At 65.7% G+C, this 15751-nt stretch carries 11 protein-coding genes; all 11 read right to left on the bottom strand.

Annotated features, from left to right (window positions below; translation table 11 throughout):
* Positions 1–2: 2 nt before the first annotated feature.
* The 11 genes from rplW to rpoB all read right to left on the bottom strand — a co-directional run bounded on the left by rplW (position 3) and on the right by rpoB (position 15391).
* On the bottom strand, positions 3–305 hold the full coding sequence (gene rplW, locus BLU77_RS01320) for a 50S ribosomal protein L23 (RefSeq protein ID WP_089771347.1): 303 nt from the start codon (positions 303–305) through the stop codon (positions 3–5).
* Positions 302–985, bottom strand: coding sequence for a 50S ribosomal protein L4 (gene rplD, locus BLU77_RS01315; protein WP_089771346.1), 684 nt, complete (start codon positions 983–985; stop codon positions 302–304). Before rplD ends, rplW begins: the two co-directional genes overlap by 4 nt.
* Before the next feature lie 4 nt (positions 986–989).
* The gene (gene rplC / locus BLU77_RS01310) at positions 990–1655 is read right to left on the bottom strand and encodes a 50S ribosomal protein L3 (RefSeq protein ID WP_089771345.1); all 666 of its coding nucleotides are present in this window, start codon (positions 1653–1655) and stop codon (positions 990–992) included.
* A gap of 10 nt (positions 1656–1665) precedes the next feature.
* Positions 1666–1974: a 30S ribosomal protein S10 gene (rpsJ, locus tag BLU77_RS01305; protein ID WP_006946210.1), complete on the bottom strand. Its 309-nt coding sequence runs from the start codon at positions 1972–1974 to the stop codon at positions 1666–1668.
* A gap of 439 nt (positions 1975–2413) precedes the next feature.
* Positions 2414–3604, bottom strand: coding sequence for an elongation factor Tu (gene tuf / locus BLU77_RS01300; protein ID WP_089771344.1), 1191 nt, complete (start codon positions 3602–3604; stop codon positions 2414–2416).
* Between the two features lie 124 nt (positions 3605–3728).
* The gene (gene fusA / locus BLU77_RS01295) at positions 3729–5843 is read right to left on the bottom strand and encodes an elongation factor G (protein ID WP_089771343.1); all 2115 of its coding nucleotides are present in this window, start codon (positions 5841–5843) and stop codon (positions 3729–3731) included.
* A gap of 87 nt (positions 5844–5930) precedes the next feature.
* The gene (gene rpsG / locus BLU77_RS01290; protein WP_089771342.1) at positions 5931–6401 is read right to left on the bottom strand and encodes a 30S ribosomal protein S7; all 471 of its coding nucleotides are present in this window, start codon (positions 6399–6401) and stop codon (positions 5931–5933) included.
* Complete coding sequence (rpsL, locus tag BLU77_RS01285; RefSeq protein ID WP_089771341.1) at positions 6401–6775, bottom strand: 30S ribosomal protein S12; 375 nt, start codon at positions 6773–6775, stop codon at positions 6401–6403. Before rpsL ends, rpsG begins: the two co-directional genes overlap by 1 nt.
* Before the next feature lie 420 nt (positions 6776–7195).
* The gene (locus BLU77_RS01280; protein ID WP_175476897.1) at positions 7196–7783 is read right to left on the bottom strand and encodes a P-loop NTPase family protein; all 588 of its coding nucleotides are present in this window, start codon (positions 7781–7783) and stop codon (positions 7196–7198) included.
* 93 nt (positions 7784–7876) lie between these two features.
* Positions 7877–11767, bottom strand: a complete 3891-nt coding sequence (locus BLU77_RS01275) for a DNA-directed RNA polymerase subunit beta' (protein WP_089771340.1) — start codon at positions 11765–11767, stop codon at positions 7877–7879.
* Between the two features lie 105 nt (positions 11768–11872).
* Entirely contained in the window at positions 11873–15391 is a 3519-nt protein-coding gene (gene rpoB, locus BLU77_RS01270; protein WP_089771339.1) for a DNA-directed RNA polymerase subunit beta, read from the bottom strand.
* Positions 15392–15751 lie beyond the last annotated feature (360 nt).

The raw sequence follows: 15751 nt of genomic DNA, 5'->3' as shown, positions 1-15751 counted from the left end.
GCTCAGCCGGTCGGCCCGCCGAAGATGTCGATGGTGCCCTCGCGGAGGGTGACGATGGCGCGCTTGGTGTCCTTGCGCTTGCCGAGCCCGAACCGAGTACGGCGCGTCTTGCCCTTGCGGTTGATCGTGTTCACCGACGCCACCTTGACGTCGAAGATCTGCTCGATCGCGATCTTGATCTCGGTCTTGTTCGAACGCGGGTCCACGACGAACGTGTACTTGCCCTCGTCGAGCAGGTTGTAGCTCTTCTCGGACACGACCGGTGCGATCACGACGTCGCGCGGGTCCTTGGTGAGTGCGGTCACTTCTGCTCCTCCTCGGCCTGGGCCGCGCCGGTCGCCGGGGCGAGGAACGCCTCGAGAGCCGTCGACGTGAAGACCACGTCGTCGCTCACCAGCACGTCGTAGGTGTTCAGCTGATCCGGGTGGATCAGGTGCACGGTCGGCACGTTGCGCAGGCTCATCCAACCGAGCTCGTCCTCGCGTTCGAGGACAACCAGCACGTGCCGCGAAAGTGCCACCTTGGCGAGCACTGACGTGGCCGTCGCGGTGGACGGTGCATCGCCGGAGACCAAGGACTCCACCACGTGCACGCGGTCGGCGCGAGCGCGGTCGGAGAGCGCGCCGCGCAACGCGGCCTGCTTCATCTTCTTGGGCGTGCGCTGGGAGTAGTCCCGCGGCACAGGTCCGTGCACGGTTCCACCGCCGGCAAACTGGGGCGCACGCGTCGATCCCTGACGGGCCCGACCGGTGCCCTTCTGCTTGTACGGCTTCGCGCCACCACCACGGACCTCGGCCCGGGTCTTCGCCTTGTGCGTACCCTGGCGCGCCGCTGCGAGCTGGGCCACGACGACTTGGTGAATCAGCGGAACGTTCGTCTGCACGCCGAACACCTCGGCGGGCAACTCGACCGAGCCGGACTTCTTACCGTCGGCGCCGATGACGTCGACGGTTGTGCTCTGAGCGGTATCAACCACAGTGCTCATGGGTTCAGGCCCCCTTCGCGGCGGTACGAACCACGACCAGGCCGCCCTTGGGGCCCGGAACGGCACCGGAGATGAGCAGCAAGCCCTTCTCCGAGTCGACACCGTGGATGGTCAGGTTCTGGGTGGTCTGGCGTGCGTTGCCCATCCGGCCGGCCATCCGCAGGCCCTTGAACACGCGCGACGGCGTGGCGGCCCCACCGATGGATCCCGGCTTGCGGTGGTTGCGGTGCGCACCGTGCGAGGCGCCCACACCGGCGAAGCCGTGACGCTTCATGACACCGGCGAAGCCCTTGCCCTTGGTGGTGCCCACCACATCCACGACGGCTCCGGCCTCGAACGTCTCCGCGGTCAGCTCCTGGCCCAGGTCGTATTCCGAGGCATCCGCGGTGCGGATCTCGGCGACGTGTCGGCGAGGCGTCACGCCCGCCTTCTCGAAGTGGCCCTTGAGCGGCTGGGTGACCTTGCGCGGATCGATCTGGCCGAAGCCCACCTGGACGGCGGAGTAGCCGTCGACGTCGGTGGTGCGGATCTGGGTCACGACGTTGGTGCCCACCCGCACGACCGTGACCGGCACGAGACGACCTTCGTCGTCCCACACCTGGGTCATGCCGAGCTTCGTGCCGAGCACCGCCTTGACGACGCGCTCGGACTGCTGGGGAAGTGAAGTCATGACTGAGTCCTCAGAGCTTGATCTCGATGTTGACGTCAGCCGGAAGGTCGAGCCGCATGAGCGAGTCGACCGCCTTCGGCGTCGGGTCCACGATGTCGATCAGCCGCTTGTGCGTCCGCATCTCGAAATGCTCGCGGCTGTCCTTGTACTTGTGCGGAGAACGGATGACGCAGAACACGTTCTTCTCGGTTGGCAGCGGCACCGGGCCCACGACCGTTGCACCAGCGCGAGTCACCGTGTCGACGATCTTGCGCGCCGAGCTGTCGATGACTTCGTGGTCGTAGGACTTGAGCCGGATGCGGATCTTCTGTCCCGCCATGGCGTCGTCTGACTCTCTCTCTTCGTACCGCAACTGACCGACCCCCGCACTCGGGCGTGTCGCAAATGTGGACACATCCCACCGGCGTGCACCCTCAAGATGCGGGTCGGAAGATGACTTGTGTGGTTCCCCGCCTGCCTTGTGGCAGTCAGGATCGAACCGAACAGGATGATTGCCGTGCTGGGCGGGGAACTGTCTCCGAATCGTTCTCGATGGGCCTGCTGGCCGACCGGATCGATGCGCATAGGTGTCCGCACCTCGTGCACGAGGCAACCTGACTAGTCTGCCACACCCCCTGGTCAGAACCAAGTCCGCCGACGGTGGCCTGGGCCACAACGAGCAGGAACGGGTCAGGAGGAGGGGCATCGAGAAGGCCCGCCGGCTTGGGCCGACGGGCCTTCTCGTGTCGGGCGGTGCCCGACGCCAGATCAGTGCAAGATCACTTGAGGATCTTGGTCACACGGCCGGAGCCAACGGTGCGGCCACCCTCACGGATGGCGAAGCCGAGGCCGTCTTCCATGGCGATCGGCTGGATCAGCTCGACCGTCATCTCGGTGTTGTCACCCGGCATGACCATCTCGGTGCCCTCGGGCAGCTCGATGACGCCGGTGACGTCGGTGGTGCGGAAGTAGAACTGCGGACGGTAGTTGGAGTAGAACGGGTTGTGACGACCGCCCTCGTCCTTGGCCAGGATGTAGACCTGGGCCTCGAAGTTGGTGTGCGGGGTGATCGAACCCGGCTTCACCACGACCTGTCCACGCTCGACGTCCTCACGCTTGGTACCGCGCAGGAGGAGGCCGACGTTCTCGCCGGCGTCGGCGGTGTCGAGCAGCTTGCGGAACATCTCGACACCCGTCACGGTCGTCTTCTGCGACTCGCGGATACCGACGATCTCCACCTCCTCGTTCACCTTGAGCTGGCCACGCTCCACCCGACCGGTGACCACGGTGCCGCGACCGGTGATGGTGAAGACGTCCTCAATCGGCATCAGGAACGGCTTGTCGATGTCACGCACCGGGTCCGGCACGTTCTCGTCGACAGCCTCCATGAGCTCCTCGATGGACTTGACCCACTCGGCGTCGCCCTCGAGCGCCTTCAGCGCAGAGACGCGGATCACCGGCAGGTCGTCGCCCGGGAACTCCTGGCTGGAGAGGAGCTCACGAACCTCCATCTCGACCAGCTCGAGGATCTCCTCGTCGTCGACCATGTCCGACTTGTTCAGCGCGACGAGCAGGTACGGCACGCCGACCTGACGGGCGAGCAGCACGTGCTCGCGGGTCTGCGCCATCGGGCCGTCGGTGGCGGCGACCACGAGGATCGCACCATCCATCTGGGCCGCGCCGGTGATCATGTTCTTGATGTAGTCGGCGTGTCCCGGAGCGTCGACGTGCGCGTAGTGGCGCTTGTCGGTCTGGTACTCCTGGTGGGACACGTTGATCGTGATGCCGCGCTGCTTCTCTTCCGGCGCGTTGTCGATCATGTCGAACGCGGCCGCGGTGTTGATGTCCGGAAACTTGTCCGCCAGCACCTTGGAGATAGCGGCCGTCAGCGTCGTCTTACCGTGGTCGACGTGACCGATCGTGCCGATGTTGACGTGCGGCTTGGTCCGCTCGAACTTGGCCTTCGCCACTGGTGTTCCTCCTGGAACTCGGGTAGTTGTACGCAGCGTGGGGGTGACGGGTGGTCACCCACTCGGAGCTGGTCCGTCCTACGGGTCGGTTGGTGTTTTGATGAAGCGGGTCGACCTGTGGGACTTACTCGCCCCGGGTCTTCTTGATGATCTCCTCGGAGACGTTCCGAGGAACTTCGGCGTAGTTGCTGAACTGCATCGAGTACACCGCACGACCCTGGGTCCGAGACCGCAGGTCGCCGATGTATCCGAACATCTCGGACAACGGCACCAAGGCGCGAACTACCTTAACGCCACTGGCGTCCTCCATCGACTGGATTTGTCCACGCCGCGAGTTCAGGTCGCCGATCACGTCCCCCATGTACTCCTCTGGGGTCCGCACCTCGACGTCCATGACCGGCTCGAGCAGCACGGGGTCGGCGCGCTTGACGCCTTCCTTGAATGCGATCGAACCGGCAATCTTAAAGGCCATCTCCGAGGAGTCGACGTCGTGGTAGGCGCCATCGAGGAGGATGGCCTTGACACCCACCATCGGATAACCGGCGAGAATACCGGCTCCCATCGCATCCTGCACGCCGTGATCGACGCTGGGGATGTACTCGCGCGGGATCCGGCCACCGGTGACCTTGTTCTCGAACTCGTACATCTCGCCCTCGGCGGAGTCGAGCGGCTCGAACGTGATCTGCACCTTGGCGAACTGTCCGGACCCACCGGTCTGCTTCTTGTGGGTGTAGTCGAACTTCTCCACCGCGCGGCGGATCGTCTCGCGATAGGCCACCTGCGGCTTACCGACGTTCGCCTCGACCTTGAACTCCCGCTTCATGCGGTCCACCAGGATGTCCAGGTGGAGTTCGCCCATGCCGCCGATCTCGGTCTGGCCGGTCTCGTCGTTCAGGTTCACCGTGAACGTGGGGTCCTCGGCGGAGAGCTTCTGGATGGCTGTCGACAGCTTGTCCTGGTCACCCTTGGTCTTCGGCTCGATCGCCACGAAGATCACCGGGTCCGGGAAGGACATCGACTCCAGGATCACCGGAGCGTCCGCCGCGGTAAGAGTGTCACCGGTGGTGGTGTCCTTCAGGCCGATGACGGCGTAGATATGACCGGCGTGCAGCTCCTCGACCGGGTTCTCCTTGTTGGCGTGCATCTGGAAGAGCTTTCCGATGCGCTCCTTCTTCCCCTTGGTGGAGTTCAGGACCTGCGTACCGGGAGTGCACGTACCGGAGTACACGCGGATGAAGGTGAGCTGCCCGAAGAACGGGTGCGCAGCCACCTTGAACGCCAGTGCGGAGAATGGCTCATCCTCCGCAGGCTTGCGCACGATCTCGGTCTCCTCGTCGTTCGGCGGGTGCCCGATCATGTCCGGCACGTCCAGCGGCGAGGGGAGGTAGGAGATGACGGCGTCCAACATCGGCTGCACTCCGCGGTTCTTGAACGCGGAGCCGCAGAAGACCGGGTAGGCCTCGGAGTTGATGGTCATCTCGCGGATACCTGCCACGAGCTCGGAGTTGGTGATCTCCTCACCCTCGAGGTACTTCTCCATCAGCTCCTCGGAGGACTCAGCCACCTGTTCGATGAGCTTGGTGCGGTACTCCTCGGCCTTGTCCTTCAGGTCCTCCGGAATCTCCTGCGTCTCATAGGCCGCACCCATGGTCACGTCACCCTTGGCGTCACCGGGCCAGACCAGCGCCTTCATCCAGATCAGGTCGACCACACCGACGAAGTCGCTCTCGGCACCGATCGGCAGCTGCATCACCAGCGGGGTGGCCCCCAGGCGGCTGATGATCGTGTCAACGGTGAAGTAGAAGTCCGCACCGAGCTTGTCCATCTTGTTGACGAAGCAGATGCGCGGCACGTTGTACTTGTCAGCCTGGCGCCACACCGTCTCCGACTGCGGCTCCACGCCTTCCTTGCCGTCGAACACCGCAACAGCACCGTCGAGCACGCGAAGCGAACGCTCCACCTCGACGGTGAAGTCCACGTGCCCCGGGGTGTCGATGATGTTGATCTGGTTGTCTTCCCAGAAGCAGGTCACCGCGGCGGAGGTGATGGTAATGCCGCGTTCCTTCTCCTGGTCCATCCAGTCGGTCGTGGAGGCACCGTCGTGGGTCTCACCGATCTTGTAGTTGACCCCGGTGTAGAACAGGATCCGCTCGGTGGTGGTGGTCTTGCCGGCATCGATGTGGGCCATGATGCCGATATTGCGGACCTTGTTCAGGTCGGTCAGCACGTCCTGTGCCACAGTGGCTCTCTTCTGGTCGGTGCGAGCGTGGTCAGTGGGTGAGTCGCACTGAGGGCTGCGCCGGTCGGCGCAGCCCTCAGCTGACGATCACCAGCGGTAGTGCGCGAACGCCTTGTTGGACTCCGCCATCTTGTGCGTGTCCTCGCGGCGCTTGACGGCGGCGCCGAGACCGTTGGACGCGTCCAGGATCTCGTTCATCAGCCGCTCCGTCATGCTCTTCTCGCGACGGCCGCGTGCGTAATCGACGAGCCAGCGCAGTGCGAGGGTGGTCTGCCGGGAGGTGCGCACCTCGACCGGGACCTGGTAAGTGGCGCCACCGACACGGCGCGAACGCACCTCGAGGGTGGGGCGCACGTTCTCGAGCGCACGCTTGAGAACCACGGCCGGCTCGGTCTGGGTCTTCTCGCGGACACCCTCCAGGGCGCCGTAGACGATCCGCTCCGCGGTGGACTTCTTGCCGTCCAGCAGCACGCGGTTCACGAGCTGGGTGACGGTGGTCGACCCGTAGACAGGGTCGACGGCGAGCGGCCGCTTCGGGGCCGGGCCCTTACGAGGCATTACTTCTTCTCCTTCTTCGCGCCGTACCGGCTGCGAGCCTGCTGGCGGCCGCGCACACCCTGGGTGTCCAGGGCGCCACGCACGATCTTGTAACGCACACCAGGCAGGTCCTTCACACGACCACCGCGCACCAGCACGATGGAGTGCTCCTGGAGGTTGTGGCCGACGCCCGGAATGTACGCGGTGACCTCGATGCCGCTGGAGAGCTTCACACGCGCCACCTTGCGCAGCGCCGAGTTCGGCTTCTTCGGGGTGGTGGTGTACACACGCGTGCACACGCCACGGCGCTGAGGGCTTCCCTTGAGGGCCGGCGTCTTCTGCTTCGCGGCCTTGGCGCTGCGGCCCTTGCGGACCAGCTGCTGAATGGTGGGCACTACATCTCCGTCTCGAACGTTCTGACTGCTCTGTGATCTGGTTGTACTGCGATCGGGGTCGATCCTGTCGGCGTATGGCGCCGGATGAACCACCCCGATGGCCCCCCGCACTCGGGCGTGTCGCCACCTGATGGCTCGCCGCACGACCGCATACCGCTGCACAGAGGGAGTGGGTCGTACTCGCGGTCCATCTGGTGGAGAACCACCGCACACCCACTGGCTCGTGTCCCCTTTCGGGCACAGCGAGCCGGCTCGGCGCGCACGCGAGGGCCCGACAGAGCGGGCACTGCCGATCAGAGTACTCCGCGCGAGCCAACCAGGTCAAAGGAGCGCGGGCCGATGTGGCGGGAAACACTACCGCGGACCCGACCGACTGACTTGTCGAGATCCGCACTATCGAACGACGCTGGCACGACGACGTCAGACGCTGGCTTGTGCCTGGCCGCCTTCAGTCGACTTTCCCAAGGCTTCGAGGAGCCTGACGGCGTGGGCCGGGCTTCGTAGCAGCAGGACCGGTGGGGCGTCGGGGTCGGCGTGCCAGGTGCGCATCCGGATCCGTTTGCTGCGCCAGGACTGGAAGTGCCATCGCAGGATCGAGTGCCGTGGCGAGAGCGCACGCCTCAGAGTCTCGCGGTTGCCGTTGCACACGAGCTCCTTCGTCACGATCCGACGGGTCGTGCGGCGCATCAGACGAACGAGGGAGACCAGGCGGGGGTAGTCGAGTGCGACGATGACGTCCACCCGGTCCAGGGCGAGAGGGCTCTGCGGTGAGTACACCGAGTCGATCACGTACCGCTCCCCCTCGAACAAGGGGCGGATGCGACGGTCTTGTTCCTCGCGGCCGACCGGCACCCAGTCCGGTTCCCAGCACAGCTCGTCCACGAGGTGCAAGGGGAGCCCGAGCCGGTCGGCGAGCTGAGCCGCCATGGTCGACTTGCCGGCGCCGGTCGCCCCATAGCAGAGCACGCGGCGCGCCGTACGCAGATCCGCAACCGTCCCCAGACTCACAGTCGAGGACTGTACCCGCTGGACGCGGCACAGGTGAGACGCCGACGGCCCGGCACCCTCGCGGGTGCCGGGCCGTCGCTCTGGTGGCTCAGATCAGCGGAAGTCCGCCTCGAAGCCGCGGCCGAGATCGAGCTCCTCGAGCGCGATCGCCTCACCACCGTCAGAGACGGGGCCGTAGTCAATCTCGTCATAGCCGAAGCTCGGGTAGATCTCCGCCTTGGCCTCCTCGGTGGGCTCCACCCGGATGTTGCGGTAGCGGGGCAGGCCCGTACCGGCCGGGATGAGCTTACCGAGAATGACGTTCTCCTTCAGGCCCAGCAGCGAGTCGGAACGACCGCTCATCGCTGCCTCGGTGAGCACCTTGGTGGTCTCCTGGAAGGAGGCCGCGGACAGCCACGACTCCGTCGCCAGCGAAGCCTTGGTGATCCCCATGAGCTCAGGACGACCCGAGGCCGGCTGGCCACCCTCAGAGACAACGCGGCGGTTCTCGTCCTCGAACCGGCCGCGCTCAGCGAGCTCACCCGGCAGGAGGTTGGACTCGCCCGAGTCCAGCACGGTCACGCGGCGCAGCATCTGCCGCACGATGACCTCGATGTGCTTGTCGTGGATGTCCACACCCTGGCTGCGGTAGGTCTCCTGGACCTCGTCCACCAGGTGCTTCTGCACGGCACGCGGGCCGAGGATACGCAGCACCTTCTTCGGGTCGACGGCACCGGCCACGAGCTGCTGCCCGACGGCGACTCGATCACCGTCGTGCACCAGCAGGCGGGACCGCTTGGTGACCTGGTAGGCGAAGTCCTCGCTGCCGTCGTCGGGGGTGACGATGATCTTGCGAGCACGGTCGGTGTCCTCGATGGTGACTCGCCCGGGGACCTCGCTGATGGGGGCCTCCCCCTTGGGGGTACGGGCCTCGAACAGCTCCGCCACACGAGGCAGACCCTGCGTGATGTCCTCCGCGCTCGCCACACCACCGGTGTGGAAGGTCCGCATCGTCAGCTGGGTGCCCGGTTCACCGATCGACTGGGCGGCGATGATGCCGACCGCCTCACCGATGTCCACCAGAAGCCCGGTCGCCAGCGAGCGGCCGTAGCACTTGGCACAGGTACCCACACGAGACTCGCAGGTGAGCACCGAGCGCACCTTGAGCTGCTCCACACCGGCGTTCAGGAGAGTCTCGATCAGGACATCGCCGACATCCTGACCACCGTCGCCGAGCACGGTGCCGTCCGGTCCCTCGACGGGGCCGGCCAGGGTTCGTCCGTACACGCTGGTCTCCACCGTGTCCGCGCGCCGCACGTCCCCCGCAGGGGTCTTCTCGGCGATCGGCAGGGTGAGGCCACGTTCGGTGCCGCAGTCCTCCTCGCGGATGATGACGTCCTGGGAGACGTCCACCAGGCGCCGGGTCAGGTACCCAGAGTCGGCGGTCCGCAGTGCCGTGTCGGCCAGACCCTTACGAGCACCGTGCGAGGCGATGAAGTACTCCAGAACGGAGAGGCCCTCACGGTAGTTCGACTTGATCGGACGCGGGATGATCTCACCCTTGGGGTTCGCCACCAGACCACGCATACCTGCGATCTGACGCACCTGCATCCAGTTACCACGGGCTCCGGAGGTGACCATCCGGTTCACGGCGTTGGACGAGGAGAAGTTCTCCCGCATCGCCGTGGCGACCTGATCGGTGGCCTGGTTCCAGATCTCCACCAGTTCTTGACGACGCTCGTCGTCGGTGAGCAGACCGCGGTCGAACTGGCCCTGGACCTTCGCGGCCTTGCCCTCGAACTCAGCCAGGATCGCGGCCTTGCCCTCGGGAGCCTCCACATCGGAGATCGAGATGGTCAGTCCGGACCGGGTGGCCCAGTAGTACCCGGCGTCCTTGAGGGCGTCAAGGCTGGCAGCCACGACCGCCTTCGGGTACCGCTCGGCGAGGTCGTTGACGATGGCCGAGATGGCCTTCTTGTCGGCGACCTCGTTGAAGAACGGGTAGTCCACCGGGAGCGCCTCGTTGAACAGCACGCGGCCGAGGGTGGTCTTGACCAACGCCTGCTGACCGGACTCCCAGCCCTCCGGTGCCTCCCACTCCGGGTGCGGCACGAAGCCCTCCAGACGGATGGTGATCTGGGCGTTCAGGTCCAGATCACCGGCGTCGAAGGCCATCATCGCCTCGGCCACCGAGGTGAATGCCCGGTCGGTCCCGATGACCTCGCCCTCCTTGTCGGAGGTGAGGTGGAACAGACCGATGATCATGTCCTGCGAGGGCATCGTCACCGGGCGGCCGTCGGACGGCTTGAGGATGTTGTTCGAGGACAGCATCAAGATGCGTGCCTCGGCCTGCGCCTCTGCGGACAGCGGCAGGTGCACAGCCATCTGGTCACCGTCGAAGTCGGCGTTGAACGCACCACAGACGAGCGGGTGCAGGTGGACGGCCTTACCCTCCACCAGCTGCGGCTCGAATGCCTGGATACCCAGACGGTGCAGCGTCGGCGCTCGGTTGAGCAGCACGGGGTGCTCGGTGATGACCTCTTCGAGGACATCCCATACGACCGACCGGGCGCGCTCGACCATCCGCTTGGCGGACTTGATGTTCTGCGCGTGGTTCAGGTCCACCAGCCGCTTCATCACGAAGGGCTTGAACAGCTCGAGTGCCATCTGCTTCGGCAGACCGCACTGGTGCAGCTTCAGCTGCGGGCCCACCACGATGACGCTACGACCGGAGTAGTCGACGCGCTTACCGAGCAGGTTCTGGCGGAACCGGCCCTGCTTGCCCTTGAGCATGTCGGAGATCGACTTCAACGGCCGGTTGCCCGGTCCGGTGACCGGTCGGCCACGGCGACCGTTGTCGAAGAGCGAGTCGACGGCCTCCTGCAGCATCCGCTTCTCGTTGCTGACGATGATCTCCGGCGCACCCAGGTCGAGCAGTCGCTTGAGGCGGTTGTTCCGGTTGATCACCCGGCGGTAGAGGTCGTTCAGGTCGCTCGTGGCGAACCGGCCACCATCGAGCTGCACCATCGGACGCAGGTCCGGCGGGATGACCGGGATGCAGTCCAGCACCATGCCCAACGGCGAGTTGTTCGTGGTGAGGAAGGCGTTCACGACCTTCAGACGCTTCAGCGCACGGGTCTTGCGCTGCCCCTTGCCGGAGCGGATGATCTCGCGCAGCGACTCGGCCTCAGCCGTCAGGTCGAACGTCTCCAGGCGCTTCTGGATCGCTCCCGCGCCCATGGCACCCTCGAAGTAGTTGCCGTAGCGGTCCTGCAGCTGGCGGTAGAGCAGTTCGTCGCCCTCGAGGTCGGAGACCTTGAGGTTCTTGAACCGGTCCCACACCTGCTCGAGCCGGTCAAGATCCGCGTCGGCACGCTTGCGCAGCTGCGCCATCTCCCGCTCGGCGGAGTCCTTCACCTTGCGGCGTGCGTCAGCCTTCGCCCCTTCGGCCTCCAGCTCGGCCAGGTCGGTCTCGAGCCGCTCCGCGCGCTGGGCGATGTCCAGATCGCGCTTCTTGGTGATCTCGTCCTTCTCCAGGTCGATCTCGTTCTGCAGGCTCGGCAGGTCCTCGTGCCTCCCGTCCTCGTCCACCCAGGTGATCATGTGGGCAGCGAAGTAGATGACCTTCTCGAGATCCTTGGGGGCGAGGTCGAGCAGGTAGCCCAGCCGGGACGGCACACCCTTGAAGTACCAGATGTGCGTGACCGGGGCGGCCAGCTCGATGTGGCCCATCCGCTCACGGCGGACCTTGGAGCGGGTGACCTCCACACCGCACCGCTCGCAGATGATGCCCTTGAACCGGACGCGCTTGTACTTTCCGCAGTAGCACTCCCAGTCCCGGGTCGGGCCGAAGATCTTCTCGCAGAAGAGACCGTCCTTCTCGGGCTTGAGGGTGCGGTAGTTGATGGTCTCTGGCTTCTTCACCTCACCGTGCGACCATGCGCGGACCTCGTCCGCGGTCGCGAGACCGATACGCAGCTCGTCGAAGACGTTGACGTCGAGCAATTTTCCTACTTCCTTCGGTGGAACACCGTGTGGAACCAATCAGGTGGAGTCCGCTCAGGTGTCGCCGGGGCCGCCAGGGGCACACCCGTCGACACCTGAGCAGGCTCAGATCTCTTCGACGCTGCTCGCGTCGGGGCGGCGGGACAGGTCGATACCGAGCTCTTCAGCGGCGCGGTAGACCTCCTCGTCGGTGTCACGCATCTCGATGGACGTGCCGTCGGAGTTCAGCACCTCCACGTTCAGGCACAGCGACTGCATCTCCTTGATGAGCACCTTGAACGACTCGGGGATACCAGGCTCGGGGATGTTCTCGCCCTTGACGATGGCCTCGTACACCTTCACGCGGCCGGGGACGTCGTCGGACTTGATGGTGAGGAGCTCCTGGAGGGCGTACGCCGCTCCGTATGCTTCCAGCGCCCACACCTCCATCTCGCCGAACCGCTGGCCACCGAACTGCGCCTTACCACCGAGCGGCTGCTGGGTGATCATCGAGTACGGACCCGTCGAGCGCGCGTGGATCTTGTCGTCCACGAGGTGGTGCAGCTTCAGGATGTACATGTAGCCAACCGCGATCTGCGACGGGAACGGCTCGCCGGAACGACCGTCGAACAGACGCGTCTTGCCGGTCGCGTCGATCAGGCGGTCTCCATCGCGAGTCTCCAGGGTGCACTCCAGCAGACCCTGGAGCTCGTCCTCGTGCAGACCGTCGAACACGGGCGAGGCAACCGGAGTGCCCGGCTCGCCCGTCAGCGCATCGTCCCGCAAGTGACTCGCCCACGCCGGGAGCTTGCCCTGCTTGGCCTGTTCGATGCCGACGTCCCAGCCCTGCTTGGCCACCCAGCCCAGGTGCGTCTCGAGCACCTGGCCGACGTTCATCCGGCCCGGCACACCGAGCGGGTTCAGGATGATGTCCACCGGGGTGCCGTCCTCGAGGAACGGCATGTCCTCGATCGGCAGGATCTTGGAGATCACGCCCTTGTTCCCGTGGCGGCCGGCGAGCTTGTCGCCGTCAGTGATCTTGCGGCGCTGGGCGATGTAGACCCGCACCAGCTGGTTCACACCCGGGGGCAGCTCGTCGCCGTCCTCGCGGTTGAACTCGCGCACCGCGATGACCGTGCCCGACTCACCGTGGGGCACCTTGAGAGACGTGTCTCGAACCTCGCGTGCCTTCTCACCGAAGATGGCGCGCAGCAGGCGCTCCTCCGGGGTCAGCTCCGTCTCCCCCTTCGGGGTGACCTTGCCGACCAGCACGTCGCCTGCGCCGACCTCGGCACCGATCCGGATGATGCCGCGCTCGTCCAGGTCAGCGAGCACGTCGTCGGAGACGTTCGGGATGTCCCGGGTGATCTCCTCCGGACCCAGCTTGGTGTCGCGGGCGTCGACCTCGTGCTCCTCGATGTGGATCGAGGAGAGCACGTCGTCCTGCACGAGACGCTGGGAGAGGATGATCGCGTCCTCGAAGTTGTGCCCTTCCCAGGACATGAAGGCGACCAGCAGGTTGCGGCCGAGCGCGAGCTCGCCCTCGTCGGTGGCCGGCCCGTCCGCGAGCACGGAGCCCTCGGAGACCTTCGCGCCCTCTTCGACCAGCACCCGCTGGTTGTAGCAGGTGCCCTGGTTGGAGCGGCGGAACTTGGCCACCCGGTAGGTCATCGTGGTGCCGTCGTCACCGGCCACCACCACCGCGTCCGCGGAGACCTCGGTGACCACACCGGGCTTGGTCGCCACGATCACGTCACCGGCGTCGACGGCAGCGCGCCGCTCCATGCCCGTGCCGACCAGCGGCGCCTCGGACCGCACCAGCGGCACGGCCTGGCGCTGCATGTTGGCACCCATCAGTGCACGGTTGGCGTCGTCGTGCTCGAGGAACGGGATCATCGCGGTCGCGACGGAGACCATCTGACGCGCGGAGACGTCCATGTAGTCGATGTCGTCGACCGGCATGTCGATGGCCTCACCACCGCGCAGTCGGACCAGTGCGGTCTCCTCGGCGAACCGGCCGCTCTCGGCGATCGGTGCGTTGGCCTGCGCGATGACGAAATGGTCCTCGTCGTCAGCGGTGAGGTAGTCCACCTGATCGGTGACCGTGCCCTTGACGACCTTGCGGTAGGGCGTCTCGACGAACCCGAACGGGTTGATCCGCGCGTACGTCGCCAGCGAGCCGATCAGACCGATGTTCGGACCTTCAGGGGTCTCGATCGGGCACATCCGGCCGTAGTGGGACGGGTGGACGTCCCGGACCTCCATGCCGGCACGATCCCGGGAGAGACCACCCGGACCCAGCGCGGAGAGGCGGCGCTTGTGGGTCAACCCGGCCAGCGGGTTGTTCTGGTCCATGAACTGGGAGAGCTGGCTGGTGCCGAAGAACTCCTTGATGGAGGCCACCACCGGGCGGATGTTGATCAGGGTCTGCGGCGTGATGGCCTCGACGTCCTGGGTGGTCATCCGCTCACGCACCACGCGCTCCATCCGGGACAGGCCGGTGCGCACCTGGTTCTGAATGAGCTCACCGACCGCACGGATGCGACGGTTACCGAAGTGGTCGATGTCGTCGGTCTCGACGCGCACCGCGATCTCCTCGCCGTGACGCGTACCAGGGATCTCGGACTCGCCCTTGTGCAGCGCTGCCAGGTACTTGATCGTCGCCACCACATCGCTCAGCGACAGGACCGAGTTCGCCAGATCGCCGTCCACGCCAAGCTTCTTGCCGATCTTGTATCGGCCCACCTTCGCGAGGTCGTAGCGCTTGGAGTTGAAGTAGAAGTTGTCGAGCAGCGCCGTCCCGGCCTCGACGGTCGGCGGCTCCCCCGGACGAATCTTCCGGTAGATGTCGACCAGCGCCTCGTCCTGGCTGTGCACGGAGTCCTTCTCGAGGGTCTCCAGCACGGTCGGGTACTCGGCGAACTCTTCGCGGATCTCCGACTCGGTCATCCCGAGCGCCTTGAGGAACACCGTGACCGACTGCTTGCGCTTTCGGTCCACACGCACACCGACGGCGTCGCGCTTGTCGATCTCGAACTCGAGCCACGCGCCGCGCGAGGGGATCACCTTCGCGGTGAAGATGTCCTTGTCCGAGGTCTTGTCCGGGGTGCGCTCGAAGTACACGCCCGGGGAACGCACGAGCTGAGACACGACGACACGCTCGGTGCCGTTGATGATGAACGTGCCCCGCTCGGTCATCAGGGGGAACTCCCCCATGAAGACGGTCTGGGACTTGATCTCACCGGTGGTGTAGTTGACGAACTCGGCCGTGACGAACAGCGGCGCGGAGTACGTGAAATCCTTCTCCTTGCACTCCTCCGCCGTGTACTTCGGCGGTTCGAAGCGGTGGTCCCGGAACGACAACGACATCGTGGAACCGAAGTCCTCGATCGGGGAGATCTCAGTGAAGATCTCCTCGAGTCCGGACGTGGTGGTCACGTCGTTGTTGCCGGAGGTGACCGCGGCCTCGACCCGTGCCTGCCACTTCTCGTTCCCAAGCAGCCAGTCGAAGCTGTCGGTCTGGAGGCCGAGCAGGTCCGGAGCCTGGAGCGGCTCGTGGATCCTTGCGAAAGAGACTCGGCGGGAGGCAGTACGTTGAGCGATAGCGTCAGCGGTCGGAGCAGAAGGGGTGCGCGAGGCAGCCAAGAGGGGTCCTTCCCTACGAATTGTGTGCACACGCGCTCACGCCCGCCAAGCGCACCATTCCGACCTTCCGTCCGTGCCCGATCTATCGACCGGCATGGCACAGCGAGAGGTGCTGGGGAGGGTGAGCTGGGGCAGACGACAGCGCAAAGCGACAGCATACCCGTGAAACGGGGTGCTGTCCAGAACCAGGCTGGCGCGGATGAATCCCCGCGGGGCTCGTCCACGCATGTGGTGGGGGCTAGGACCCCGACCGTCTAGGCCCTGGACGCCAGACGAGGCCCGCACCCCGTGAGGTGCGGGCCTCGTCGTCGCGGCCAGTCAGCCAAGCATCTCAGTGCAGGCGCCCCGTCGATCCGGAAC

Source organism: Ruania alba (genome assembly GCF_900105765.1).
Taxonomy (GTDB): domain Bacteria; phylum Actinomycetota; class Actinomycetes; order Actinomycetales; family Beutenbergiaceae; genus Ruania; species Ruania alba.
This window is presented reverse-complemented; position numbering and strand designations above follow the sequence as displayed.